Origin of the sequence: Pseudomonas carassii (genome assembly GCF_036324045.1) — a bacterium.
In the GTDB taxonomy this organism is placed as follows: Bacteria; Pseudomonadota; Gammaproteobacteria; order Pseudomonadales; family Pseudomonadaceae; genus Aquipseudomonas; species Aquipseudomonas peradeniyensis.
On sequence record NZ_JAZDCT010000008.1, the window covers coordinates 144,659 to 169,121 of the forward strand.

A 24,463-nucleotide genomic window follows, 5' to 3' on the forward strand; every position below is an offset into this window, starting at 1 on the left:
AAGCAGTATTCACAGGAGTCGGCCATGAGTTACCAGCACCAGTACGTAGACGGCACGCGCATCCACTTCCCGCTGGGCAAGGTGGTGTGCATCGGCCGAAACTACGCCGAGCATGCCAAGGAACTGGACAACCCCATCCCAAGCGAGCCGTTGCTGTTCATCAAGCCCGGCAGCTGCGTGGTGCCCCTGGAAGGCGGCTTCAAGATCCCGACCGAGCGCGGTTCGGTGCACTACGAGGCAGAAATCGCCGTGCTGCTGGGCAAGCCCCTGTCCACCCACCCGTCCGAGGAAGAGGTGCTCGACGCCATCTCCGGCTTCGCCCCGGCGCTGGACCTGACCCTGCGCGATGTGCAGGCGAAACTTAAGGAAAAGGGCCTGCCCTGGGAACTGGCCAAGTGCTTCGACGGCGCCTGCGTGCTGCCGCCGTTCGTGTCGGCCGGCACCTTCGAGGACCTGACCGACATCGGCATCCGCCTGACCATCAACGGCGAGGTGCGCCAGGACGGCAACAGCGCGCTGATGCTCAACCCGATCGTGCCGATGATCCAGCACATGGCCGCGCACTTCTCCCTGCAGGCCGGCGATGTCATCCTTACCGGCACCCCGGCGGGCGTCGGGCCGTTCAATGTCGGCGATGAGCTGGTGCTGGAACTTCCCGGTGCCAGCCGATTCGAAGGCCGGGTGCTTTGACGCCGGGCGACGACGGTGCAATGCCGTCGTCGCGGACTCTGCCGGTGGGAATTGTCGTTTTTTTCACAATTGATCCGGATAATCCGTCCATCAACCTTCATTTGCCGACAATGGCGAGCACGCTGCCGCCTACTTTCAGGATCTCCATTCGATGACCAACCCTTCCAGTGCATCCCTTCCGCCAAAGCGACGCCTGATCACCCGCTGGTCGCTGTGGCTGCTTGCGCTGGCGATCATCGTCTATGGCCTGGTGGTGGCCATGCACTGGGATGACCGTGGCCTGTTGTGGATAAAGGAAGGCTTCGAAAGCCAGGCCGAGCGCCAGGAAAGCATCTGGCTGCCGGACTACGTAGCCGACATCGATGCCAAGCCGCTGCCGGGCATGGAACGGGACGAGGCGTCGGACCTGGCGTTCAATCCGCACACCCGCACCTTGTTCGCGGTCATGGGCAAGCACCCGTTCCTGGTCGAGCTCAACCTCGACGGTGACGTGCTGCGCAAGATCCCCCTGGTGGGCTGGTCCAATCCGGAAGGCGTGGCGGTGCTCGAGAATGGCCAGATCGCCATTGTCGACGAGCGCAACCATGACCTGACGCTGGTCAAGGTGGATGCCGCCACGACGTCGCTGAACCGCGCCGACTACCAGCCCTATGACCTGGGCGATACCGAGGATGGCAACAAGGGCTTCGAAGCCATTGCCTGGGACCAAATCCGCCAGCGACTGATCATCGGCGCCGAGCGGCCACCGAAGCTATTCATCTGGAGCACCGATGGCCACGGCCCGCTCAAGGGCGAAAAGCAGCCGCTACCCAGCGACGAGCTGGACCTGCGCAACCTGTCCGCGCTGGGCATCGACCCGCGCACCGGGCACCTGCTGGCACTGTCGGCGGACTCCAACATGCTGCTCGAGCTGGATGAGAAAGGTGAGCAGGTCAGCTTCATGACCTTGTTGGGCGGCTTCAATGGCTTGGCTGACACCATCCCCCGGGCCGAAGGCGTGGCGATGGATGACCAGGGCAACCTGTACATCGTCAGCGAGCCCAACCTGTTCTATCGCTTCAGGAAGCCCTGATCTTTCAGATTGGTCTGATGATGGCATTAAGCTTTACTTCAGTTGATAGTGGTTAGATACGTGCTCCTTTCGCCGAGTCCGACCGCATGCGCCGCCACCTTCGCCTGATCTTCGCCTTCATCGTGCTTGTTGCCCTGCTCGTCCTGGGCGCCGCCGGGCATGAGTTCCGCCTGTTCGAGCGGGGCTGGTTCAACCTCAAGACCTGGTGGCAGCCGGCCGAGCAGAGCATCGGCCTGGACCGCTACCAGGTGGCGATCGAAGCGCAGCCCATCGTCGGGCTGGACGACGACATTTCAGCGCTGACCTACGACCCCGACCGCAAGAGCCTGTTCACCGTCACCAACGCCCGCTCGGAGCTGATCGAGCTGTCGCTGGACGGCCGCATCCTGCGCCGCGTGCCGTTGACCGGCTTCGGCGACCCCGAGGCGGTGGAGTATGTGGGGCCCAACAGCTACGTGATCACCGACGAGCGCCAGCAGCGGCTGATTCGCGTGCGCCTGGACGACGACACCCTGTTCCTCGACGCCAGCGATGCCGAGCAGTTGTCCCTGGGCATCGGCCTCAATGGCAACAAGGGTTTCGAGGGGCTGGCCTACGACTCGGCGGGCAAGCGCCTGTTCGTGGCCAAGGAGCGGGACCCGATGATGATCTACGAAGTGCATGGCTTTCCCCATGACAACCCCGACAAACCCTATGCCGTGCATGTGGTGCAGGATCGCAAGCGTGACCGGCGGCTGTTCGTGAGGGACTTGTCGAGCCTGCAGTTCGACGAGCGCAGCGGGCACCTGCTGGCGCTGTCGGACGAGTCGCGGCTGGTGCTGGAACTGGATGTGAAGGGCAGGCCGTTGAGCACGCTGTCACTGCGCAAGGGGTTCCAAGGCTTGAAACAGACGGTGCCGCAGGCGGAGGGGATTGCGATGGACGACGCCGGGACCATCTACTTGGTCAGTGAACCGAACCTGTTCTATGTGTTCAAGCAGCCGGCTGATTGATTGCCTGGGCTGACGCTATCGCGTTTACGTCTACCCCTGTAGGAGCGGCCTTGCCGAGGCGTCGGACCGGCCGGAAAGGGCCGCAAGGCGGCCCCGACAATCTTTGTTCAACGCGGAAATCTGGGGCAGCTACGCAGCCCTTTCCGGCCGGTCCGACGCCTCGGCAAGGCCGCTCCTACAGGGATCGCTCAAGGCTTGTTTACTCGGCCTTGAGGGTCTTCACGCCTTCAGCGGTCCCCAGCAACAGCACATCCGCCGGACGCGCCGCGAACAGGCCATTGGTGACCACGCCGACGATGGCGTTGATCTGGCTTTCCAGCTCCACCGGGTTGGTGATTTGCAGGTTGTGCACATCCAGGATGACGTTGCCGTTGTCGGTCACCACGCCTTCACGGTAGACCGGGTCGCCGCCCAGCTTGACCAGCTGGCGCGCCACATGGCTGCGGGCCATCGGAATCACCTCGACCGGCAGCGGGAAGGCGCCAAGCACCGGCACCAGCTTGCTGGCGTCGGCGATGCAGATGAAGGTCTTGGCCACCGCCGCGACGATCTTCTCGCGGGTCAGGGCCGCGCCGCCGCCCTTGATCAGGTTCAGGTGGGCGTCGCTCTCGTCGGCGCCGTCGACGTAGAACTCCAGCTCGCTGACGCTGTTCAGCTCGTAGACCGGAATGCCATGGCCCTTCAGGCGCTGGGCGGTGGCCTCGGAGCTGGCGACGGCGCCGTCGAAGGCGGTCTTGTGCTGGGCCAGGGCGTCGATGAAGAAGTTGGCGGTCGAACCGGTACCGACGCCGACGACGCTTTTCTCATCCAGTTTCGGCAGGATGAGATCGACGGCGGCCTGGGCGACGGCCTGTTTGAGTTGGTCCTGGGTCATGCGGGCTCCGGGAGGGGCTGGGCGGAAATTGCCTAGTATAACGGCTCCCGCGGCTTTGCTGTGGTCGCCCGACGTGGCGCTGCGGTAGACTCCCAGCCCTTGTCCCGCGGCCCAGTGATGCTTTCCGATGCTCGAACAGTACGTCAAGAAGATCCTCACCTCGCGCGTCTACGACGTTGCCGTCGAAACCCCGCTGCACAGTGCCGGGCAGTTGAGCAAGCGCCTGGGCAACACGGTGCTGCTCAAGCGCGAGGACCTGCAGCCGGTGTTCTCGTTCAAGATCCGCGGGGCCTACAATAAACTCGCGCAACTGAGCGCCGAGGAACTGGCCCGCGGCGTGGTCACAGCCTCCGCCGGCAACCACGCCCAGGGCCTGGCCCTGGCGGCGCGGGAGCTGGGGATCAAGGCGACCATCGTCATGCCCAAGACCACCCCGGAGATCAAGATCGAAGGCGTGCGCTCCCGGGGCGGCAAGGTGGTGCTGCACGGTGACACCTTCCCCGAGGCGCTGGCCTACTCGCTGAAGCTGGTGGAGGAGAAGGGCTTCGTCTACATCCACCCCTACGACGATCCGCACACCATTGCCGGGCAAGGCACGGTGGCCATGGAAATCCTGCGCCAGCACCCGGGCCAGCTGGACGCGATCTTCGTGCCGGTCGGCGGCGGCGGGCTGATCGCCGGCATCGCCGCCTACGTGAAGTACCTGCGCCCCGAGATCAAGGTGATCGGCGTCGAGCCGGACGACTCCAACTGCCTGCAGGCGGCCATGGCCGCGGGCGAGCGCGTGGTGCTGCCGCAGGTCGGGCTGTTCGCCGACGGCGTGGCGGTGGCGCAGATCGGCCAGCACACCTTCGACATCTGCCGTCACCATGTGGACGAGGTGATCACCGTCAGCACCGACGAGATCTGCGCGGCGATCAAGGATATCTACGACGATACCCGCTCGATCACCGAACCTGCTGGCGCATTGGGCGTGGCCGGCATCAAGAAGTACGTCGAACTCAAGGGCGTTGCCGGGCAGACCCTGGTGGCCATCGACTCGGGCGCCAACGTGAATTTCGACCGCCTGCGCCATGTGGCCGAGCGCGCCGAGCTTGGCGAGAAGCGCGAGGCGATCATCGCCGTGACCATTCCCGAGCGCCCGGGGAGCTTCAAGGCCTTCTGCGAAGCCATCGGCAAGCGCCAGATCACCGAGTTCAACTACCGCAAGCACACCTCAGATGAAGCGCATATCTTCGTCGGTGTGCAGACCCACCCGGAAACCGACCCGCGCGCGGTGTTGGTCCAGCAGTTGACCGAGCAAGGCTTCCCGGTTACCGACCTGACCGACAATGAACTGGCCAAGCTGCACATCCGCCACATGGTCGGTGGCCACTCGGCCGGGGCCAGCGACGAGATGGTGCTGCGCTTCGAGTTCCCCGAGCGCCCGGGCGCGCTGTTCAACTTCCTCAACAAGCTGGGTGGGCGCTGGAACATCTCGATGTTCCACTACCGCAACCACGGCGCCGCCGATGGCCGCGTGGTCGCGGGCCTGCAGGTGCCGGAGGACGAACGCCACCTGGTGCCAGCGGCGCTGGCCAAGATCGGCTACCCGTACTGGGACGAGACCGAGAACCCGGCTTACCGGCTATTCTTGGGCTGAACACGCCAAACGGACCTCGTGGGAGCGGGCTAGCCCCGCGATGAAGCCGCCAGCAAGAAGGACGATCACGAAATGGAACACCTGACCACCCTCAAGACCCTGCATATCCTCGCCACCGCCCTGTTGCTGCTGGGCGGCCTGGGCCTGGCGATCTGGACTGTCCGCGCCCGCCGCCAGGGCGACGCCGAGGCCTACGGCAAGCTGTTGCGCCGACCGCTGGTGTTCGCCTGGCTGCTGATGGGGCTGTGCCTGGTGAGCATGCCGTTCACCGGCTGGTGGCTGGTGCACCTGGTCGGCTGGCCGCTGGGGCAGACCTGGGTGCTGGCTTCCAGCGTCATCTATACGCTGGGTGCGTTTGCCGTGTGGTGGCTGGTGGTGCGGCTGAACCGGCTGCGCAAGGCTGAAACCGTGGGTTTGAAGTTCACCTTGGCGTTGGCGCTGTTCAGCGGCGTCTGCTTCCTGTCCATCGCAGGCCTGATGGGCGCCAAGCCGGTCTGAGGCAACGGGAGGGCTTCGCCCTCCATCGCGGCACAAGGCCGCTCCTACAAGTGATCGCGGTCCCTGTAGGAGCGGCCTTGCCGGGGCGCCGGACCGGTCGGAAAGGGCCGCAAAGCGGCCCCGGCGATCTCAATCCCGAAGAGAAATAACCTGCCACCCCCGCCGCTCGGCCTCAGCCCGCAGCTTAGGATCCGGATCCACCGCCACCGGGTTCGCCACCACCTCCAGCAACGGCACATCGTTCATCGAGTCGCTGTAGAAGTAGCTGTCCTCCAGGTCAAAGCCGTTCTCCAGCATCCAGCGGTTCAGCCGCGTCACCTTGCCTTCACGGAAACAGGGTATATCGGTACTGCGCCCGGTATAGCGCCCGTCCTGCGCTTCGCATTCGGTCGCCAGCAGCACGCGCACGCCCAGGCGGCGGGCGATCGGCGCGGTGACGAAGCGGTTGGTGGCGGTGATGATCACCAGCTGGTCGCCAGCCTCGCGGTGCTGGCGCAGCAGGGCCTCGGCCCTGGGCAGGATGATCGGCTCGATGCAGTCGCGCATGAACTCGCGGTGCCACTGCTCCAGCTGCGCGGGTTCGCTGGCCGCGAGGATTTCCATGGAGAAGGCCAGGTAGGCCTGCATGTCCAGGGTGCCGTTGAGGTAGTCCTGGTAGAAGGCATCGTTGCGTTGCTTGTAGGCGACCGGGTCGAGAATGCCCCGCTCGCACAGGTAGTCACCCCAGGCGTGGTCGCTGTCGCCACCGAGGAGGGTATTGTCCAGGTCGAATAAAGCCAGGCGCATCGCGGTCACTCGCATCAGCCACGGAAGAGTCCCGCAGAATACGGAGTTTTCACCTCGCTGCACATAAGCTTGGCGGGCGCGTTGCTGCGCGCTCAGGCTTTGTGGAACAATGCGGTGACATGCGTTTGCGAGGTTGCTGCCGTGATCGACCCGGATGGTTTTCGCCCCAATGTCGGGATCATTCTCACGAATGATTCCGGGCAGGTGCTATGGGCTCGGCGGATCAACCAGGATGCCTGGCAGTTTCCCCAGGGTGGCATCAACCCTGATGAGACGCCGGAAGATGCCCTGTACCGCGAGCTGAACGAAGAAGTGGGCCTGGAACGCCAGGACGTGGAAATTCTTGCCTGCACCCGTGGCTGGTTGCGTTATCGTTTACCCCAGCGCCTGGTGCGCACCCACAGCCAGCCGCTGTGTATCGGCCAGAAACAGAAGTGGTTCCTGCTGCGCCTTGTGAGCAACGAGCAACGGGTGCGCATGGACCTCACCGGCAAACCGGAATTCGATGGCTGGCGCTGGGTCAGCTACTGGTATCCGCTGGGCCAGGTGGTGACATTCAAGCGCGAGGTATACCGCCGCGCCCTGAAAGAGCTAGCCCCGCGCCTGCTGACGCGCGACTGACGACGGAGTCCGACCCCGAGCCATGCTCAATACGCTGCGCAAGATCGTCCAGGAAGTGAACTCCGCCAAAGATCTCAAGACGGCGTTGGGTATCATTGTCTTGCGCGTCAAGGAGGCGATGGGCAGCCAGGTCTGCTCGGTCTACCTGCTCGACCCGGACAGCAACCGCTTCGTGCTGATGGCCACCGAGGGGCTGAACAAGCGCTCCATCGGCAAGGTCAGCATGGCCCCCAACGAAGGCCTGGTCGGCCTGGTCGGCACCCGCGAGGAGCCGCTGAACCTCGAGAACGCCGCCGACCACCCCCGCTACCGCTACTTCGCCGAGACCGGCGAAGAGAAATTCGCCTCCTTCCTCGGCGCGCCGATCATCCACCACCGCCGCGTGGTGGGGGTACTGGTCATCCAACAGAAGGAGCGCCGCCAGTTCGACGAAGGCGAAGAGGCCTTCCTGGTCACCATGAGCGCCCAGCTTGCCGGGGTTATCGCCCACGCCGAGGCGACCGGCTCCATTCGTGGCCTGGGCCGCCAGGGCAAGGGTATCCAGGAGGCCCGCTTCGTCGGCGTGCCGGGCTCACCGGGCGCCGCCGTCGGCCGCTCGGTGGTGATGCTGCCGCCCGCCGACCTCGAGGTGGTGCCGGACCGCACCGTCGAGGACATCGACAACGAACTCAAGCTGTTCAACAACGCCCTCGAAGGCGTGCGCGAGGACATGCGCAAGTTGTCTGCCAAGCTCGCCACCCAGTTGCGCCCCGAAGAGCGCGCGTTGTTCGACGTGTACCTGATGATGCTCGAGGACGCCGCCCTCGGTGGCGAAGTGGTCGAGGTCATCAAGACCGGCCAGTGGGCCCAGGGCGCCCTGCGCCAGGTAGTCGGCGAGCACGTCAACCGCTTCGAACTGATGGACGACGACTACCTGCGCGAACGTGCCTCGGACGTCAAGGACCTGGGCCGACGCCTGCTGGCGTACCTGCAGGAAGCCCGTTCACAGTCGCTGGTCTACCAGGACAACACCATCCTGGTCAGCGAGGAGCTGACCCCCGCCATGCTCGGCGAGGTGCCGGAAGGCAAGCTGGTGGGCCTGGTCTCGGTGCTGGGCTCGGGCAACTCCCACGTGGCGATCCTCGCCCGGGCCATGGGCATCCCCACGGTCATGGGCGTGGTCGACCTGCCGTATTCGAAGGCCGACGGCATCGAGATGATCGTCGACGGCTACAAGGGCGAGGTCTTCACCAACCCGGGTGAAGTGCTGCGCAAGCAATACAGCGATGTGGTCGAGGAGGAGCGCGAGCTGGCCAAGGGCCTCGACGCCCTGCGCGAGCTGCCGTGCATCACCCCGGACGGCCATCGCATGCCGCTGTGGGTCAATACCGGCCTGCTCGCCGACGTGGCTCGCGCCCAGCAGCGCGGCGCCGAGGGCGTCGGCCTGTACCGCACCGAAGTGCCGTTCATGATCAACCAGCGCTTCCCCAGCGAGAAGGAACAGCTGGCGATCTACCGCGAGCAGCTGCAGGCGTTCCACCCGCTGCCGGTGACCATGCGCAGCCTCGACATCGGCGGCGACAAGTCGCTGTCGTACTTCCCGATCAAGGAAGAAAACCCGTTCCTCGGCTGGCGCGGCATCCGCGTCACCCTCGATCACCCGGAAATCTTCCTGGTGCAGACCCGCGCCATGCTCAAGGCCAGCGAGGGCCTGAACAACCTGCGCATCCTGCTGCCGATGATTTCCGGCATCCACGAGCTGGAAGAAGCCCAGCACCTGATCCACCGTGCCTGGGGCGAGGTGCGCGACGAAGGTACCGACGTGCCGATGCCACCGGTGGGGGTGATGGTGGAGATTCCCGCCGCCGTGTACCAGACCCGCGAACTGGCGCGTCAGGTCGACTTCCTTTCGGTCGGTTCCAACGACCTGACCCAATACCTGCTGGCGGTCGATCGCAATAACCCGCGGGTCGCCGACCTGTACGACTACCTGCACCCGGCGGTGCTGCAGGCGTTGCAGACCGTAGTCAGCGTCGCCCATGAGGAAGGCAAGCCGGTGAGCATCTGCGGCGAGATGGCCGGTGACCCGGCCGCGGCGATCCTGCTGATGGCCATGGGCTTCGACAGCCTGTCGATGAACGCCACCAACCTGCCGAAGGTGAAGTGGATGCTGCGCCAGATCAACCTGGGCAAAGCCAAGGAACTGCTGGCCGACGCCATGAGCCATGACAACCCGCAGGTTATCCACAGCTCGCTGCAACTGGCGCTGAAGAACCTTGGCCTGGCGCGGATGATCGGGCCGAACAAGACCCTTTGACGTCTTGGGCCCGCTTTGCGGGCCTTTCGTGGCACAAGGCCGCTCCTACCAGAGCACGCAGAACCCTGTAGGAGCGGCCTTGTGCCGCGAAAGGGGCGCAAAGCGCCCCCTGCTTTCAAACGTCTATATCCACCTCGCCCAGGTGCCCACCAAACGGCCCGAAACTGCGCTCGACCATCCGCCGCCGCCCCTGGTCATCGACGATCAGCACCGTGCTCGCACGCGTCCCGTAGTTCTGGCTGGCGATAAACACGCTCGACAGTAGCCTCTCGGTGGCCAGCCCCACGCCGGTATCCGGCAGCTCGCCATCCGGCGCGGGCTGTGTATCGCCCAGCAGGGCCAACAGCCGCTGCGGATCGGCGACCTCGAGCAACGCCTCAAGCCCGCTACGCGCCTTCACCAGCTTCGGCCACGGCGTATCCAGCCCGGCATTTGACAGCCCGTAGACCCCGGGTTCCAGCAAGCGCGGCGCGGCCTCGCGGGCATGCAGGTAGCCCAACTGCCCGCCATCGCCCACCAGCAGATTGAACCCCGAGTACTGCCCGCTGCGGCTGGCCACCTGGTCCAGATAGGCCTCGATACCCAGCTCGCCCTGCAGGTACGCCGCCACCAGCTCGCCCCGTGAGCGCGGCCCCAGCGGCTGGCGCGGGTCGCGGATGTTGGTCAGCGCGGCGAAACGCCCGTTCGGCCCTACCCCCAGCCAGGTTCCGCCTGCCTCCAGGTCACGCCCGGCATGTACCCCCGGGGCATCCTCCCAGGCGGCCAGGGCCTGGGTCGGTCGGGCATAGAACTCGTCGCGGTTGGCCGCGACGATCAGCGGCCGGGCTGTCCCCGGCCGCCAGGCGAATACGATCAGGCACATAGGTTGTCCCCTGTGTTTTCGGCCACTCTACCCGCGCCGCCGACCGCTAGCCATCATCTGACACAGAGTTCACTAGAGCGCCGGGCTTGGCTTCCGTTACCATGCCGGATTGTTTTCCACTGGGGCCACGAATGGAATTCGCTCTCTATCTGCTGTTGGGCGCCTGCGCCGGCGTGCTGGCCGGGCTGTTCGGCGTCGGTGGCGGCATCATCATCGTGCCGGTGCTGGTGTTCAGCTTCACCCTGCAGGGCTTCGACCCTTCGGTGCTGACCCACCTGGCGGTCGGCACGTCGCTGGCGACCATCGTCTTCACCTCGATCAATGCCGTGCGCGAGCACCAGCGCAAGGGCGCGGTGCAATGGCCGATCTTCGCCTGGATGACAGTGGGCATCCTGCTCGGCGCGCTGGTCGGGGCCAAGACCGCCTCGCTGATCCAGGGCCCGATGCTGCAGAAGATCATCGGCGTGTTCGCCCTGGTGATTGCCGCGCAGATGGCCCTGGACCTCAAGCCCAAGGCCAGCCGCGGCATCCCCGGCAAGCCCGGATTGACCGCCGCCGGCGGGGTGATCGGCTGGGCCTCGGCCATCTTCGGTATCGGCGGCGGCTCGCTGACCGTGCCGTTCCTCACCTGGCGCAGCCTGCCCATGCAGCAAGCCGTGGCGACTTCGTCGGCCTGCGGCCTGCCGATCGCCCTGGCCAGTGCCCTGGGCTTCATCTGGCTGGGCTGGCACGAGGAACACCTGCCGGCCCACAGCCTGGGCTACGTCTACCTTCCGGCGCTGGTCGGCATCGCCGCCACCAGCATGTTCTTCGCCCGCTACGGCGCGCGTCTGGCGCACAAGCTGTCGCCGCGCGTGCTCAAGCGCCTGTTCGCCGCGCTGCTGTTCTGCGTCGGACTGAGCTTCCTTATCTGAACCTAGAGGAAAGACAATGCTGCCTTACCCGCAGATCGACCCGGTGGCCGTGGCCCTCGGTCCACTGAAAATCCACTGGTACGGCCTGATGTACCTGATCGGCATCGGCGGCGCCTGGCTGCTGGCCTCGCGCCGGTTGAACCGCTTCGACCCGACCTGGAGCCGCGAGAAACTCTCCGACCTGGTGTTCTGGCTGTCGATGGGGGTAATCGTCGGCGGGCGCCTGGGCTACGTGCTGTTCTACGACCTGCACCAGTACCTGGCCAATCCGACGCTGATCTTCGAGGTGTGGAAAGGCGGCATGTCGTTCCACGGCGGTTTCATCGGCGTGATGCTGGCCGCGCTGTGGTTCGGCAAGCGCAACAACAAGTCGTTCTTCGAGCTGATGGACTTCGTCGCGCCGCTGGTGCCGATCGGCCTGGGCGCCGGGCGCATCGGCAACTTCATCAACGCCGAGCTGTGGGGCAAGGCCACCGACGTGCCGTGGGCGATGGTGTTCCCGCCGTTCAGCGACCCGGCCCAGCTGCCGCGTCACCCGTCGCAGCTGTATCAGTTCGCCCTCGAAGGTGTGGCATTATTCGTCATCCTTTGGCTGTACTCGCGCAAGCCGCGCCCGACCATGGCCGTTTCCGGCATGTTCGCGCTGTTCTACGGCATCTTCCGCTTCATCGTGGAATTCGTGCGGGTACCCGACGCCCAGCTGGGCTACATCGCCTTCGGCTGGTTGACCATGGGTCAGTTGCTCTGCGTGCCGATGGTCGTCGGCGGCATCTTCCTGATCTGGTGGGCCTACAACCGTAAACCGTCGGCCAAGGCCACCGTCTGATTTTCACGGCAGGGGCGATCCCCCTGCCGTTCTTGCTACAGGTAAGCCATGAAACAGTATCTAGATCTGGTCCGTGACGTCATCGAGAACGGCACGCTGCAGGAAAACCGCACCGGCATCCGCACCATCAGCCTGCCGGGCGCCATGCTCAAGTTCGACCTGCAGAAAGGCTTCCCGGCCATCACCACGCGCAAGCTGGCGTTCAAGTCGGCGATCGGCGAGATGGTGGGCTTTTTGCGCGGCGTGAAGAACGCCGGCGAGTTCCGCGAGCTGGGCTGCAAGGTCTGGGACCAGAACGCCAACGAGAACGCCCAGTGGCTGGCCAACCCGTTCCGCCAGGGCCACGACGACCTTGGCGAGATCTACGGCGTGCAATGGCGTCAGTGGCCGGGCTACAAGCGCATCCCGCTGAGCAACCCGGCGGCCATCGAGATGGCCGAGCAAGCCGGTTTCCGTCGCATCGCCCAGGACGAGGAAGACGGCCAGGCGTTCGTCATCCTGTACAAGGCCATCGACCAGGTACGCCAGTGCCTGGACACCATCGCCAACGACCCGGGCAGCCGGCGCATCCTGTTCCACGGCTGGAACTGCGCCCAGCTGGATGAAATGGCCCTGCCGCCGTGCCACCTGCTGTACCAGTTCCACCCGAATGTCGAGACCAAGGAAATCTCCCTGACCCTCTACATCCGCTCCAACGACCTGGGCCTGGGCACGCCGTTCAACCTCACCGAGGGCGCGGCGCTGCTGTCGCTGTTCGGCCGCCTGACCGGCTACACCCCGCGCTGGTTCACCTACTTCATCGGCGATGCCCATGTATACGAGAACCACCTGGACATGCTGGGCGAGCAGATGAAGCGCGAGCCGCTGGCAGCGCCGAAGCTGGTGATCAGCGACCGCGTGCCGGAGTTTGCCAAGACCGGCAAGTATGAGCCGGAGTGGCTGGAGAAGATCGAACCGAGCGACTTCTGGCTGGAAGGCTATGAGCACCATGCGCCGATGACGGCGCCGATGGCGGTCTGACAGATCTTCATCTGTCTGAGCTGACGCAATCGCGGGGCAAGCCCGCTCCCACGTATGCATTGAGTCACGTGGGAGCGGGCTTGCCCCGCGATGCTTTTGGCATCAATGCCCGTGACTGCGCCCCACATGGGAATGCTCGGTCTCCGGCACCGACACGGCCCCATTGGTCTCCAACTGCTGCAAGATCGCGCACTCCGCCCCCTGCGCATTGCATTGCTGCCTCAACTCCACCAGCTGCGCCTGCAGCGCCACCAGCCCGTCGATCCTCGCCTGCACATGTTCGATATGCTCGTCGATCAGCGCGTTGACGCTGCCGCATGAGCCGTCGGGGCTGTCGCGCAGGCTCAACAGGCTACGGATCTCATCGAGGGTCATGTCCAGGGTGCGGCAGTTGCGGATGAAAGTCAGCCGCTCGACATGAGCCTGGGTGTAGAGCCGATAGTTGCCATCGCTGCGGGCAGGCTCAGGCAGCAGCTGCTCGCGTTCGTAGTAACGGATGGTCTCCACGGCGCAGTCGGTGGCCTTGGCCAGTTCTCCGATCTTCATGGCAAATCTCCAGCAGAGGGCTTGACCCTATAGTGGCTACAGGGTGTTCACTTGGCAACAACCCACTCTGTGGATATCCGCAGAGGCCAGTGCTCAGTTAAGGATGATTCCATGAACCAGCCTGTCAGCCCCGACCACAAGCATGACCACGCGCATGGCCATGAGCCCCACGCCCACAGCTGCTGCGCCAGCAAGGCGGCACCGGCCCTGGTGCAGCTGACCGAGAAGGCCAGCGCCCAGGCGCAGCTCAGCCGTTTCCGCATCGAGGCCATGGACTGCCCCACCGAACAGACGCTGATCCAGGACAAGCTGGGCAAGCTGGCCGGCATCGAGCAGCTGGAGTTCAACCTGATCAACCGTGTGCTCGGCGTGCGCCACACGCTGGACGATACCGCCGAGATCGAGCGGGCCATCGACAGCCTGGGGATGAAGGCCGAACCGCTGGCTGCCGAGGACGACGGCAGCGCCAATGCGTCCCAGGCGAGCAAGACCCGCTGGTGGCCGCTGGCTTTGTCGGGAGTTGCCGCGATCGCCGCCGAAGTCGTGCACTTCTCCGGCAAGGCGCCGGAGTGGGTGGTCGCCGCGCTGGCCCTGGCGGCGATCCTCGGCTGCGGCCTGGGCACCTACAAGAAGGGCTGGATCGCCCTGAAGAACCGCAACCTCAACATCAATGCCCTGATGAGCATCGCCGTGACCGGCGCCGTGCTGATCGGCCAATGGCCGGAAGCGGCCATGGTCATGGTGCTGTTCACCATCGCCGAGCTGATCGAGGCACGCTCGCTGGATCGCGCGCGCAATGCCATTGGCGGCCTGATGCAACTGGCGCCGGACCTGGCCACCGTGCAGCAGGCTGACGGCCAGTGGCGCGAGCTCGACGTGCGCGAGGTGCCGATCGGCGCCCTGGTGCGGGTACGTCCGGGCGAGCGTATCGGCCTGGATGGCGAGGTGGTCAGTGGCCAGTCCAGCGTCGACCAGGCGCCGATCACCGGCGAGAGCCTGCCGGTCGAGAAGGCCGTGGGCGACAAGCTGTTCGCCGGCACCATCAACCAGGCCGGCGCCCTGGAGTACCGCGTCACCGCCGCCGCCGGCCAGTCGACCCTGGCGCGGATCATCAAGGCCGTCGAGGAAGCCCAGGGCGCCCGCGCGCCGACCCAGCGCTTCGTCGACCAGTTCTCGCGCATCTACACCCCGGTGGTGTTCGCCGTGGCCCTGGCCGTGGCAGTGATCCCACCGCTGTTCATGGCCGGCGCCTGGTTCGACTGGATCTACCGTGCCCTGGTGCTGCTGGTGGTGGCCTGCCCGTGCGCGCTGGTGATCTCGACCCCGGTGACCATCGTCAGCGGCCTGGCGGCAGCGGCGCGCAAGGGCATCCTGATCAAGGGCGGCGTGTACCTCGAAGGCGGGCGCAAGCTGGACTTCCTCGCCCTGGACAAGACCGGCACCATCACCCACGGCAAGCCGGTGCAGACCGACAGCAAGGTCCTCGACCCGCTGTTCGAAGACCGAGCCCAAGCCCTGGCCGCCAGTCTGGCCGCCCGCTCCGACCACCCGGTGTCCGGTGCCATTGCCCTGTTCGCCAGGGAACAGGACCTGGCCTTGAGCGAGGTCAGCGAATTCGCCGCCCTGGCCGGTCGCGGTGTGCGCGGTGATATCGAGGGCCAGACCTACCACCTGGGCAACCATCGCCTGGTCGAAGAGCTCGGCCTGTGCTCCCCGGAGCTTGAAGCGCAGCTCGATGTGCTGGAGCGCCAGGGCAAGACCGTGGTGCTGTTGCTCGACCGCTCCGGCCCGCTGGCGCTGTTCGCCGTGGCCGACACGGTCAAGGACAGCAGCCGCCAGGCCATCGCCGAACTGCACGAGCTGGGCATCAAGACTGTCATGCTGACCGGCGACAATCCCCACACCGCCCAGGCCATCGCCGCCCAGGTGGGGATCGATCGCGCCGAGGGCAACCTGCTGCCGGCGGACAAGCTGGCCAGCATCGAGCGCCTGTACGGCGAGGGCCATCGGGTCGGCATGGTCGGTGACGGCATCAACGACACACCGGCCCTGGCCCGTGCCGAGATCGGCTTCGCCATGGCCGCCGCCGGCACCGACACGGCCATCGAGACCGCCGACGTGGCGCTGATGGACGACGACTTGCGCAAAATCCCGGCGTTCGTCAGGCTGTCGCGCCAAAGCGCAGCGATCCTCACCCAGAACATCGTGCTGGCCCTGGGGATCAAGGCGATCTTCCTGGCAATCACCTTTGCCGGCATGGCCACCATGTGGATGGCGGTGTTCGCCGATATGGGCGTGAGCCTGCTGGTGGTGTTCAACGGCTTGCGCCTGCTGCGCAAATAGGCGCCCGCAGCGCAGAACAGAGGTTATCCACAATGCTGAGCGCCGAGCTCAAAGCCTTCTACATGGTGGCCCGCCTGGGCAGCATCACCCTGGCGGCGAAGAAGCTCGGGCTCAGCCAGCCGACGGTGACCACGCAGATCCGCAATCTCGAGGGCCAGTACAACGTCGAGCTGTTCTACCGCGGTGGCCGGCGCCTGGTGCTGAGCGAGGAAGGCGTGCGCCTGCTGCCGATGGTCAAGGCACTGTTGCAGCAGGAGGCCGACATCGAGTTCGAGCTGCGCAACAGCGGTCAGGCCCAGGGCAGCCTGCGCATCGCCGCCACGGCGCCCTACTACATCCTCGACCTGGTGAAGATCTTCCGCGAGCGCCTGCCCCAGGTGGAAGTGGCAGTGGAAATCGGCAACTCGCAGCAGGTGCTGGAGATGCTCGAGGATTACCGGGTGGATATCGCCGCGTCCTCGCAACTGCTCGAGGATGCGCGCCTGGTGCGCCGGGTGCTGGGCACCGACCCGCTGGTGGTGGCGGTGCACCGCAATCATCCGCTGGCCCAGCGTCAGGTGGTGTCCATCGACGTGGTGGCCGGGCATTGCCTGCTGATGCGCGAGCAGGGCTCGACCACGCGCAAGCTGACCGAGCAGATGATGCAAGAAGCCAATGTGAAGGCCGGGGCCTTGCTGGAGATCGGCAGCCGCGAGTCGATCCGCGAGGCGGTGCTGCGCAATATCGGCATCAGCATCATTGCCCGCCACGAGGTGCCGCATAACCCGGAGCTACGGGTGCTGGCGCTGGAGGAGGCGCCGGTGATGCACGAGTACCTGTACTGCCTGAAGGAACGGCGCCAGGCGCGACTGCCGGCGGCATTTCTGGGCGTGGCGCAGGAAGTGGTCGGCTCGCAGTTCTGAAACGGTTGCCCAGTCTGCAATGAACTCATCGCCGGCAAGCGGGCCGGCCGGCGATGGCGCGGCGGGTCACTTCACGTTGACGGTGATCTTCTGCGACTCGACGCTTGGTTTGAACGGCACGTGGTACTTGTCGCCCAGCACCAGCTGCAGGGTGTGCTTGCCCGGCGTGAGGGTGATGGTCGCCTCGGTTTGCGCCTTGCCGAAGTGCAGCACCTGCGGACCTGCCGGCAGCGGCGCGTTGTTCTCCGGCATCAGGCTGGTGGGCAACGGCTGGTCGGCCAAGGGGGCCTTGTCCACGTCCACCAGCAGGTGGTGATGGCCGGTGTGCGGGGTCTGGTCACCCGCGGGCTTGAGGCCCATGCCTTCGATGCCGAACTGGACGGTGAAGGTCTTGTCGACCGTGGCCCCATCGGCGGGCGAAACGATGAAGACCTTGGCGCCTTCCGGTGGCTGCTCGCTCTTCAGGGCATCCGCGGCACTGGCGAACACCGACGCTCCCATCAGCAGACCGGCGACGGCAGCACGCGAAAATAGGCTTTTCATTCACTTCTCCTGTGATTCACTTCAATTGACCGCTATCACTTAAACGAAGTGTGGCGGTACTTCACCATAGTCCAACGCGACCGGCAGAGGTTCAAAAACAGGGACAGAAATATTTCAGGGCAGAAGAAAACCTTGCCGCGACCTGGAGGTCTTAGGCTGCGTTCGACCGGGGCAGACGAAGAAAGCCACGGCGAATGCACTTCATCTGCCGAACAAGAAAGGGGCACTCATGCGTTTGACCATTGGCATTCTGCTGGCGGCACTGTTCAGCCCACTGGCCCAGGCCGAGCTGATCGACGAAATCAATGACCGTGGCGAACTGCGCATCGCCGTGCTTGGCGACGCGCCACCCTATGCGTTCAAGGAGAACGAACACCTGACCGGCTTCGAAATCGAGTTGGGTCAGGCCCTGGCCAAGGAGCTGGATGTGCGGGCCGAGTTCGTCGAGACCGCCGCCGAAGAGGTATTGCCTGGGGTGGAGAGTGGCAGGTTCGACATGACCTTCAACCAGCAGGACACCGAACTGAGCGACAAGCTTGACGCCATTCGGGCCCTGGCCAACCAGAAACTGGTGATCCCTTACCAGAAGGGCAATCCAGCCTTCGAGACGGCGGTGAACAATGCCCTGCAGCGGATCGAGGATGATGGCCGCCTGGCAGCGCTGGAGAAGAAATGGCTTACGGCTGCGCGCGAGACCAGCGCCGGACAGTAGTCATGCTACCAATGCAAGTCCGCACCGACCTGCAGGAGCGGCCTTGTGCCGCGAAAGGGCTGCGTAGCAGCCCCAGGTGACGCAGAGATAGCCGGGGCCGCTTTGCGGCCCTTTCGCGGCACGAGGCCGCTCCTACAGGGATTGCGCATGGTCTGAAGATTTGGGTTTACCCGCGACTACAGATGGGTACCCAACAACGCTCGCTGCGCGTCTTCCAGCTCCAGCTCGCTGAACACGAGCACCCCTTCGCGACGCAGCAAGGCCGTGGTCACCCCTTCCCCCGCCACCTTCACACCGCTGAAGCTGCCGTCATAGGTCTGCAGGTTTCCACACGACGGGCTGCCGGACTTGAGCACCGCCACACGGATGCCATGCCGACGCACCAGCTCCAGCGCCAGTCGGGCCCCGGCCAGAAACGCCTCGCTGACATCGTCGCCGGAGACCGTCACTACCCGCGCCTGCCCATCCAGTACCTGCCCGCCCTGCCCGCCCGGAATTTCCGCAGGCGGGCGCGGCGTCGGCAAGCCACCGGCCACCTCCGGGCACAGCGGCACCACCCGGCCTTCGGCCTGCCAGCGCTGCAAGACGTCGGGATGGCCGCTGGCACGCCCGTCATAGCGCACCGGCTGGCCCAGCAGGCAGGCGCTGACCAGCACCTTCGGCCGCTCAGAACGGATCATTGCCACGGCGCCGGAACCAGCCGGTCAACGACAGGCGCTCACGCCCGGCCGGGAGCACTTCGTGCGGCACTTCACCCGACAGGAACACCACCAGGCTGCCCGCCACCGGTTGCACGTCGTGCTCGACACCGTCCTGCAGGAACATCCGCAACTGCCCGCCATCCTCCGGCTGCCAGCCCTCATTGAGGTAGAGCACGGCCGAAACCATGCGCCGGTCGTCGTCACGGAAACGGTCGAGATGGCGCTTGTAGAACGCACCCGGCGGATAAAGGGCAAAATGGCACTCGAAGTCCTCCAGCCCCAGGAACAAGCCCTGGTTGATGGCCTGGCGCAGGCTGTCCATCGCGCCCAGGTAGCGGTCGCAGACCTCCGACTCGCCGGGGTCAAGCCACTGGATCTGGTCGCCACGGATCGCCTCGCGGATCTCCTGCGCGGCACCGCGACCGACGCTGGCCGGGTTGAGTTCGCCCTCGGCGTGACGGCGACGGCATTCGGCCGCCAGCGCGCGCGACAGCGCGTCGGGCAGGAAGAGAGGTTGCTGCGACCAGCCACGGGTGGCCAGGTCGTCGACGATCGTCGACAGCAGAGGATGTTCGAAAGGAGTGTGCATGGCGCATCATAGCCATTCGCTAATCGCTCGCACAGCGCCACTTGGTCAGGAAGCGCCGATGGCGACTCGACAAAGCCCCGCCACGCCTAGGACAATAGCGGCCTGCCGACAGGAGTCCTGAATGCGCCGTCTGTTTTCCCTGCTTCTGCTGATGATCTGCACCATGCCTGTCTGGGCAGACAGCCTCGATCAGCTGTACAAGGCCGCCGGCTGGCCCGACCAGCGCGCCCATTTCAACGATGCCGTGAGCGCCGCCCAGCAGCGCTACCGCAACAGCCTGCCGCCTGCCGTCTACCAGGCGCTGGTCAACAACAGCAACCAGCGCTTCCAGGCCCAGGCCATGGACCGCCGGGCCCAGGCGCAGTTGCGCGCCAACCTGGCGAATCCCTCGCCGGCCCTGGCGTTCTTCCAGTCGCCGCTGGGGCGCAAGGTGGTGGCCGCCGAGCTGCTGGCCACGCGCAAGGACCAGCTGGCGAAGAACGCCAAGGGCCTGCCGAAGGTCCAGGCCAGCGACAACCGCCTGCTGATCGTCGGCCACCTGGCCCAGGCCCTGCCGGCCCGCGAAGCCGGCGCCGAGGTCAGCCTGGCGATTGCTGGGGTGGCGGCCGACAGCCTGAGCTCGATGCTGCCCGGCCTGTTCGGTGGCGGCCAGGCGCAGAACCTGCTTGATGGCCAGCGCCAACGCCTGATGAACCAGGTCGGAGAAGACCTTAACAACACCCTGCTGTACGTCTATCGCGACCTGTCGGACGCCGAGCTGGAGGAATTCGCCACCTTCGCCGAATCCGCCGACGGCCAGGCCTACTACAAGGCAGCGGTGGCCGCGGTGCGCGCCGCCCTGGCCGTGGGCCAGAACGCCACCGAGCTGAAGTGATCAGCCCAGGCGCTGGCCGATGAAGTCGAAGTAGCGCTGGCGAATGCCGGGCAGCTCGTTGGCCAGGTGATGCCGCGCCTCGGGCAGCATGAGGATCTGCGGCTCGGCGAACTTGGCCTTGAGCACCTTGAGGTTGTAGGGCCAGTCCACCGTGCCGTCCGCCTCGCCCTGCACGATCAGGGGCTGGCGTGTGCTGCGCGGCGCGGCTTCGATACGCCGGACCCATTTCATCAGCGCACCGACCCAGGCGGTCGGCAGACGCCGTGGCTGCAGCGGGTCGGCCTCGAGGAAGGGCAGGAAGGCCGGGTCGTTGGTGTTCTCGCTGAAGCGCCGCTCGATGCCGTTGACGAAGTGCCGCAGCACCCGATAGCTCAGTTTCGACCAGTGCCAGGCACGCGGGCGCACGAGGGGCGCCAGCAGGATCACCTGGCCGTCGGCCGGGCTGCGTTCGCCCTGGTGCAGCAGGTGATCGACCACGATCGCCCCGCCGGTGCTCTGTCCACATAGATGCCAGGGTCGCGGCAGTTCCAGCAGGCGGGCCTGTTCGAACAGTGCATCGAGCACCTGCTGGTAGATGCCGAAGTCATCGATGCTGGCCCGCTCGCCGCTGGACAGGCCATGACCGGGCAGGTCGCAGCCGATCACCGCGTAGCCCTGGCCCAATGCCCATGCGATCACATGCCGGTACAGGCCCATGTGATCGTAGTAGCCGTGCAGCAGGAACACCGTCGCCACCGGTTGCTCCGGCAGCCAGAGCTGGCCGACCAGGTCGAAGCCCGCCACCCGGAAGCCGCCCAGCCAACTGCGCGCGGTCAGATCCAGGCCGTAGAAGCGCTGGTAGGCCTGGCCCTGGGCGGACAACGGCTGACGATCAACGAGGGGCGACAGGCTGGTACGCAGCTGGTCGGGATTGAAGCTGGCGGGCATCAGTAGATCCACAGTGAAGCAAGTATTGATCTGCGATATTCAGCTCTGGGCCGCGTCATGGCAAGCTTGGCTCCTTTTCCAACGAAACACGCGACCCTGTAGGAGCGGGCTTGTCCCGCGAAAGCGATTTTGGCTTCACCGCAGCCATCGCGGGGCAAGCCCGCTCCTACAGGCACTGCACCAAGGCCCCCATGGCGAAGCGATTTCTCACATTACTTGCACTGCTGCTCTGCGCCACCGCCCTCTGGTGGGCCTACGACAGCTTCCAGTCCCGCTACCTGCGCACCTTCGACAACCAGACCACCTTCTTCGACGGCAGCCAGCTGCGCCTGCCCCCCGAACTGGCAGGTCCAGGCCCGATCCGCGTGGTGCACTTCTGGGACCCGGCCTGCCCCTGCAACGTCGGCAACCAGCAGCACCTGGGAGAACTGGTCGAGCACTTCGCGCCGCAGGGCGTCAGCTTCCATGTCGTGCAGCGCCCCGGCAGCCACGGCCAGTTGCCGGCCAACCTCGCCGCGCTCAAGCCCCTGGCCAGCCTGCCCGGCAGCGAGCAACTGCCGGCCACCCCCGCCGTGGCGATCTGGGACCGCGACGGCAACCTCGCCTACTTCGGCCCCTACAGCGAAGGCGCGGTGTGCAACTCCAGCAACAGCTTCATCGAACCGATCCTCACGGCGCTGAATGAAGGCCGCCGGGTGCAGGCATCCAATACCCTGGCAGTCGGCTGCTATTGCCCCTGGACCGAATGAAGCGCCCGCGCGCTGTTTTTCGCCGAGGGACATGAAAGTGCCTTCCAGGGCTATGCTCAGTTCGCGCATCCGCCGATGATCGGCGCACATTTCTCGCTCGAACGTACAAGGAGTCTCGATGAAGCGCAGCCTGACCTTGCTGGCGGTGGTAATCGCCGTGGCCGCCGCAGGCACCGGTTACTGGTACGTGCGGGACAAGCAGCCGCAACGTCACGGCGAGGTAACCGTCGGCGGGTTGCAGGCGCCGGTCAGCGTGCGTTTCGATGCCCGCGGCGTGCCGCACCTGCAGGCGCAGAACGAGCAGGATCTGTACCGCGCCCTGGGCTACGTGCATGCCCAGGACCGCCTGTTCCAGATGGAGATCATGCGCCGCCTGGCCCGTGGCGAGCTGGCCGAGGTGCTGGGCGAGAAGCTGCTGCCCACCGACACCCTGTTCCGCAGCCTGCGCATCCGTGACCAGGCAGCCCTGATGGCGCAGCGCCAGGACCGCCAGTCGCCGGCCTGGCAGGCGCTGCAGGCTTACCTGGACGGCATCAACCAGTGGCAGGCCAGTCATCCCAAACCCATGGAGTTCGACCTGCTCGGCATCCCGCCACGCCCCTTCACCGCCGAGGACACCCTGAGCATCGCCGGCTACCTCGCCTACAGCTTCGCCGCGGCGTTTCGTACCGACCCCGCGCTGACCTACATCCGCGACCAGCTCGGCCCCGACTACCTGAAGATCTTCGACCTCGACTGGCATCCCGACGGCGCCGTGGCCACGCCCCTGGCCGCCGCCGACTGGCGCAGCCTGGAGCAGCTGGCGCGGCTGAGCCACGACGCCCTGGGCGACGCCGGCATCCCGCAGTTCGAGGGCAGCAACGCCTGGGCCGTGGCCGGCAGCCGCACCCGCAGTGGCCGGCCACTGCTGGCGGGCGACCCGCATATCAGCTTCGCCGTGCCGGCAATCTGGTACGAGGCGGAACTGTCGGCGCCGGGTTTCAACCTGTATGGCTACTTCCAGGCGCTCAACCCGTTCGCCCTGCTCGGCCACAACCGCGACTTCGGCTGGAGCCTGACCATGTTCCAGAACGACGACGTCGACCTGATAGCGGAGCGGACCAATCCGCAGGACCCCGAGCAGGTGATGGTCGATGGCCGCTGGCAGCCACTGGAAAAGACCGAGCAGAAGATCGCGGTCAAGGGCGCGGAACCTGCCAGCATCACCCTGCGCCGCTCGCCCCACGGGCCGATCGTCAACAGCGTGCTCGGCGATACCGCCGGCCCGACGCCCATCGCCATGTGGTGGGCGTTCCTGGAAACCGACAACCCGATCCTCGAAGGCTTCTACCAGATCAACCGCGCCGACACCCTGGTCAAGATGCGCGAGGCGGCCGCCAAGGTCCAGGCGCCGGGGCTGAACCTGGTATGGGCCAATGCCCGGGGCGATATCGGCTGGTGGGCGGCGGCGCGCCTGCCGATCCGCCCGGACGGCGTCAACCCGGCGTTCATTCTCGATGGTGCCAGCGGCCAGGCCGCCAAGCCGGGCTTCTACCCGTTCAGCGCCAATCCGCAGCAGGAGAACCCGGCGAGCGGCTACATCGTCTCGGCCAACTACCAGCCGCCCGGCGCAATCCCCGTGCCCGGCTACTACAACCTGGCTGACCGCGGTCGTCAGCTCGATCGCCAGTTGAGCGACCCGGACATCAAGTGGGACACCCAGAACAGCCAGGCCCTACAACTGGACACCAGCACCGACTACGGCCCGCGTACCCTGGCGCCGCTGCTCGGCACCTTGCGCAATATCGCCCAGGGCGACGAGGAGAAAGAGCTGGTCGAACAACTGGCCGCCTGGCGCGGCGACTATCCGCTGGACTCCACCAGTGCCACGCTGTTCAACCAGTTCCTCTATGAACTGGCGTTCGCCGCCCTGCACGACGAACTGGGCGACACCTGGTTCCCGGTGCTGATCAGCACCCGCGCCATCGACGCCGCCCTGCCCCGCCTGGCCGCGGACCCGACATCGCCCTGGTGGAACCTGCGCGGCGCCAGCGAACGTACCGACCGCGGCGCCATCGTGCGCCTGGCCTGGCAACGCAGCCTCAAGCACCTGCGCGAGACATTCGGCAAGGATCCGGCCAGCTGGCAGTGGGGCAAGGCCCACACCCTCACCCACAACCATCCGCTGGGGGTGAAGAAGCCGCTCAACCTGCTGTTCAATGTCGGCCCGTTTGCCGCGCCCGGCTCCCACGAGGTGCCGAACAACCTGTCGGCGAAGATCGGCCCGGCGCCCTGGCCGGTGACCTATGGCCCTTCCACCCGCCGGTTGATCGACTTTGCCGACGCAGGCGCCGCGCTGACCATCAACCCGGTCGGGCAGAGTGGCGTACCGTTCGACCGGCATTACGGCGACCAGGCCGAGGACTATATCGAAGGGCGCTATCACAAGGCGCGGATGGGGGTGATTCCGGCGCAGAGCACGCTGCGGCTGGTGCCTGGTCCTTA

General features: G+C 65.8%; 24 protein-coding genes. 16 read left to right on the forward strand and 8 right to left on the reverse strand.

Annotation, left to right across the window (positions count from 1 at the left end; translation table 11 throughout):
* The first annotated feature begins 24 nt into the window (after window positions 1-24).
* The 3 genes from V0R62_RS08675 (at window position 25) to V0R62_RS08685 (ending at window position 2,754) form a co-directional block, all read left to right on the forward strand.
* Window positions 25-690: a fumarylacetoacetate hydrolase family protein gene (locus tag V0R62_RS08675; RefSeq protein ID WP_330103431.1), complete on the forward strand. Its 666-nt coding sequence runs from the start codon at window positions 25-27 to the stop codon at window positions 688-690.
* Between the two features lie 151 nt (window positions 691-841).
* On the forward strand, window positions 842-1,762 hold the full coding sequence (locus V0R62_RS08680; RefSeq protein ID WP_330103432.1) for an SdiA-regulated domain-containing protein: 921 nt from the start codon (window positions 842-844) through the stop codon (window positions 1,760-1,762).
* 86 nt (window positions 1,763-1,848) lie between these two features.
* Window positions 1,849-2,754 (forward strand): SdiA-regulated domain-containing protein, encoded by a 906-nt coding sequence (locus V0R62_RS08685; RefSeq protein ID WP_330103433.1) that lies wholly within the window; start codon window positions 1,849-1,851, stop codon window positions 2,752-2,754.
* Between the two features lie 199 nt (window positions 2,755-2,953).
* Here V0R62_RS08685 and rpiA read toward each other — a convergent pair whose 3' ends face one another.
* Window positions 2,954-3,628, reverse strand: a complete 675-nt coding sequence (gene rpiA / locus V0R62_RS08690) for a ribose-5-phosphate isomerase RpiA (protein ID WP_011536226.1) — start codon at window positions 3,626-3,628, stop codon at window positions 2,954-2,956.
* Between the two features lie 127 nt (window positions 3,629-3,755).
* Here rpiA and ilvA point away from each other — a divergent pair, with 127 nt between their 5' ends.
* Window positions 3,756-5,270, forward strand: coding sequence for a threonine ammonia-lyase, biosynthetic (gene ilvA / locus V0R62_RS08695; RefSeq protein WP_330103434.1), 1,515 nt, complete (start codon window positions 3,756-3,758; stop codon window positions 5,268-5,270).
* A gap of 72 nt (window positions 5,271-5,342) precedes the next feature.
* Window positions 5,343-5,768 carry a DUF2269 family protein gene (locus tag V0R62_RS08700; RefSeq protein WP_330103435.1) on the forward strand — a complete coding sequence of 142 codons (426 nt, stop codon included), beginning with the start codon at window positions 5,343-5,345 and terminating at the stop codon, window positions 5,766-5,768.
* Between the two features lie 129 nt (window positions 5,769-5,897).
* Here V0R62_RS08700 and V0R62_RS08705 read toward each other — a convergent pair whose 3' ends face one another.
* A complete protein-coding gene (locus V0R62_RS08705; RefSeq protein WP_330103436.1) occupies window positions 5,898-6,554 on the reverse strand; it encodes a histidinol-phosphatase in 657 nt (218 codons plus the stop codon).
* A 141-nt stretch (window positions 6,555-6,695) separates the two neighbouring features.
* On the opposite strand from V0R62_RS08705, the gene V0R62_RS08710 reads away from it, so the two are divergent.
* The gene (locus V0R62_RS08710) at window positions 6,696-7,175 is read left to right on the forward strand and encodes an RNA pyrophosphohydrolase (RefSeq protein WP_330103437.1); all 480 of its coding nucleotides are present in this window, start codon (window positions 6,696-6,698) and stop codon (window positions 7,173-7,175) included.
* A 22-nt stretch (window positions 7,176-7,197) separates the two neighbouring features.
* Window positions 7,198-9,471 carry a phosphoenolpyruvate--protein phosphotransferase gene (gene ptsP / locus V0R62_RS08715; protein WP_330103438.1) on the forward strand — a complete coding sequence of 758 codons (2,274 nt, stop codon included), beginning with the start codon at window positions 7,198-7,200 and terminating at the stop codon, window positions 9,469-9,471.
* 115 nt (window positions 9,472-9,586) lie between these two features.
* Here ptsP and V0R62_RS08720 read toward each other — a convergent pair whose 3' ends face one another.
* The gene (locus tag V0R62_RS08720; protein WP_330103439.1) at window positions 9,587-10,333 is read right to left on the reverse strand and encodes an NRDE family protein; all 747 of its coding nucleotides are present in this window, start codon (window positions 10,331-10,333) and stop codon (window positions 9,587-9,589) included.
* 131 nt (window positions 10,334-10,464) lie between these two features.
* Here V0R62_RS08720 and V0R62_RS08725 point away from each other — a divergent pair, with 131 nt between their 5' ends.
* The 3 genes from V0R62_RS08725 to V0R62_RS08735 are packed head-to-tail and all read left to right on the forward strand — an operon-like array spanning window position 10,465 to window position 13,093.
* On the forward strand, window positions 10,465-11,247 hold the full coding sequence (locus V0R62_RS08725; RefSeq protein ID WP_050707397.1) for a sulfite exporter TauE/SafE family protein: 783 nt from the start codon (window positions 10,465-10,467) through the stop codon (window positions 11,245-11,247).
* Window positions 11,248-11,263: 16 nt separating this feature from the next.
* Complete coding sequence (gene lgt, locus V0R62_RS08730) at window positions 11,264-12,073, forward strand: prolipoprotein diacylglyceryl transferase (protein ID WP_186732418.1); 810 nt, start codon at window positions 11,264-11,266, stop codon at window positions 12,071-12,073.
* Window positions 12,074-12,121: 48 nt separating this feature from the next.
* Entirely contained in the window at window positions 12,122-13,093 is a 972-nt protein-coding gene (locus tag V0R62_RS08735; protein ID WP_330103440.1) for a thymidylate synthase, read from the forward strand.
* 102 nt (window positions 13,094-13,195) lie between these two features.
* Here V0R62_RS08735 and cadR read toward each other — a convergent pair whose 3' ends face one another.
* Window positions 13,196-13,639 carry a cadmium resistance transcriptional regulator CadR gene (cadR, locus tag V0R62_RS08740; protein WP_186712594.1) on the reverse strand — a complete coding sequence of 148 codons (444 nt, stop codon included), beginning with the start codon at window positions 13,637-13,639 and terminating at the stop codon, window positions 13,196-13,198.
* A gap of 111 nt (window positions 13,640-13,750) precedes the next feature.
* Here cadR and V0R62_RS08745 point away from each other — a divergent pair, with 111 nt between their 5' ends.
* Window positions 13,751-15,982: a heavy metal translocating P-type ATPase gene (locus V0R62_RS08745; protein WP_330103441.1), complete on the forward strand. Its 2,232-nt coding sequence runs from the start codon at window positions 13,751-13,753 to the stop codon at window positions 15,980-15,982.
* A 32-nt stretch (window positions 15,983-16,014) separates the two neighbouring features.
* Window positions 16,015-16,884 carry a LysR family transcriptional regulator gene (locus tag V0R62_RS08750; RefSeq protein ID WP_330103442.1) on the forward strand — a complete coding sequence of 290 codons (870 nt, stop codon included), beginning with the start codon at window positions 16,015-16,017 and terminating at the stop codon, window positions 16,882-16,884.
* Between the two features lie 66 nt (window positions 16,885-16,950).
* Here V0R62_RS08750 and V0R62_RS08755 read toward each other — a convergent pair whose 3' ends face one another.
* Window positions 16,951-17,427, reverse strand: coding sequence for a DUF4399 domain-containing protein (locus tag V0R62_RS08755; RefSeq protein WP_330103443.1), 477 nt, complete (start codon window positions 17,425-17,427; stop codon window positions 16,951-16,953).
* 229 nt (window positions 17,428-17,656) lie between these two features.
* Here V0R62_RS08755 and V0R62_RS08760 point away from each other — a divergent pair, with 229 nt between their 5' ends.
* The gene (locus tag V0R62_RS08760; RefSeq protein WP_330103444.1) at window positions 17,657-18,139 is read left to right on the forward strand and encodes a transporter substrate-binding domain-containing protein; all 483 of its coding nucleotides are present in this window, start codon (window positions 17,657-17,659) and stop codon (window positions 18,137-18,139) included.
* Between the two features lie 176 nt (window positions 18,140-18,315).
* Here V0R62_RS08760 and V0R62_RS08765 read toward each other — a convergent pair whose 3' ends face one another.
* Both V0R62_RS08765 and V0R62_RS08770 read right to left on the reverse strand, forming a co-directional pair.
* Window positions 18,316-18,819, reverse strand: a complete 504-nt coding sequence (locus tag V0R62_RS08765) for a DUF523 domain-containing protein (RefSeq protein WP_330103445.1) — start codon at window positions 18,817-18,819, stop codon at window positions 18,316-18,318.
* Entirely contained in the window at window positions 18,806-19,429 is a 624-nt protein-coding gene (locus V0R62_RS08770) for a 2OG-Fe(II) oxygenase (protein ID WP_050707408.1), read from the reverse strand. The genes V0R62_RS08765 and V0R62_RS08770 overlap by 14 nt, the downstream gene beginning before the upstream one ends.
* A gap of 121 nt (window positions 19,430-19,550) precedes the next feature.
* On the opposite strand from V0R62_RS08770, the gene V0R62_RS08775 reads away from it, so the two are divergent.
* Window positions 19,551-20,303 carry a DUF2059 domain-containing protein gene (locus tag V0R62_RS08775; protein ID WP_186712587.1) on the forward strand — a complete coding sequence of 251 codons (753 nt, stop codon included), beginning with the start codon at window positions 19,551-19,553 and terminating at the stop codon, window positions 20,301-20,303.
* Here the strand turns inward: V0R62_RS08775 and V0R62_RS08780 are convergent, their stop codons facing one another.
* Window positions 20,304-21,230: a phospholipase BipL gene (locus V0R62_RS08780; protein WP_330103446.1), complete on the reverse strand. Its 927-nt coding sequence runs from the start codon at window positions 21,228-21,230 to the stop codon at window positions 20,304-20,306.
* Between the two features lie 191 nt (window positions 21,231-21,421).
* Here V0R62_RS08780 and V0R62_RS08785 point away from each other — a divergent pair, with 191 nt between their 5' ends.
* Together V0R62_RS08785 and V0R62_RS08790 are read left to right on the forward strand one after the other, a co-directional pair.
* Window positions 21,422-21,979 carry a DUF6436 domain-containing protein gene (locus tag V0R62_RS08785; protein ID WP_330103447.1) on the forward strand — a complete coding sequence of 186 codons (558 nt, stop codon included), beginning with the start codon at window positions 21,422-21,424 and terminating at the stop codon, window positions 21,977-21,979.
* 118 nt (window positions 21,980-22,097) lie between these two features.
* Window positions 22,098-24,463, forward strand: a 2,366-nt coding sequence (locus V0R62_RS08790) for a penicillin acylase family protein (RefSeq protein WP_330103448.1), incomplete at its 3' end; no start/stop codon positions are given.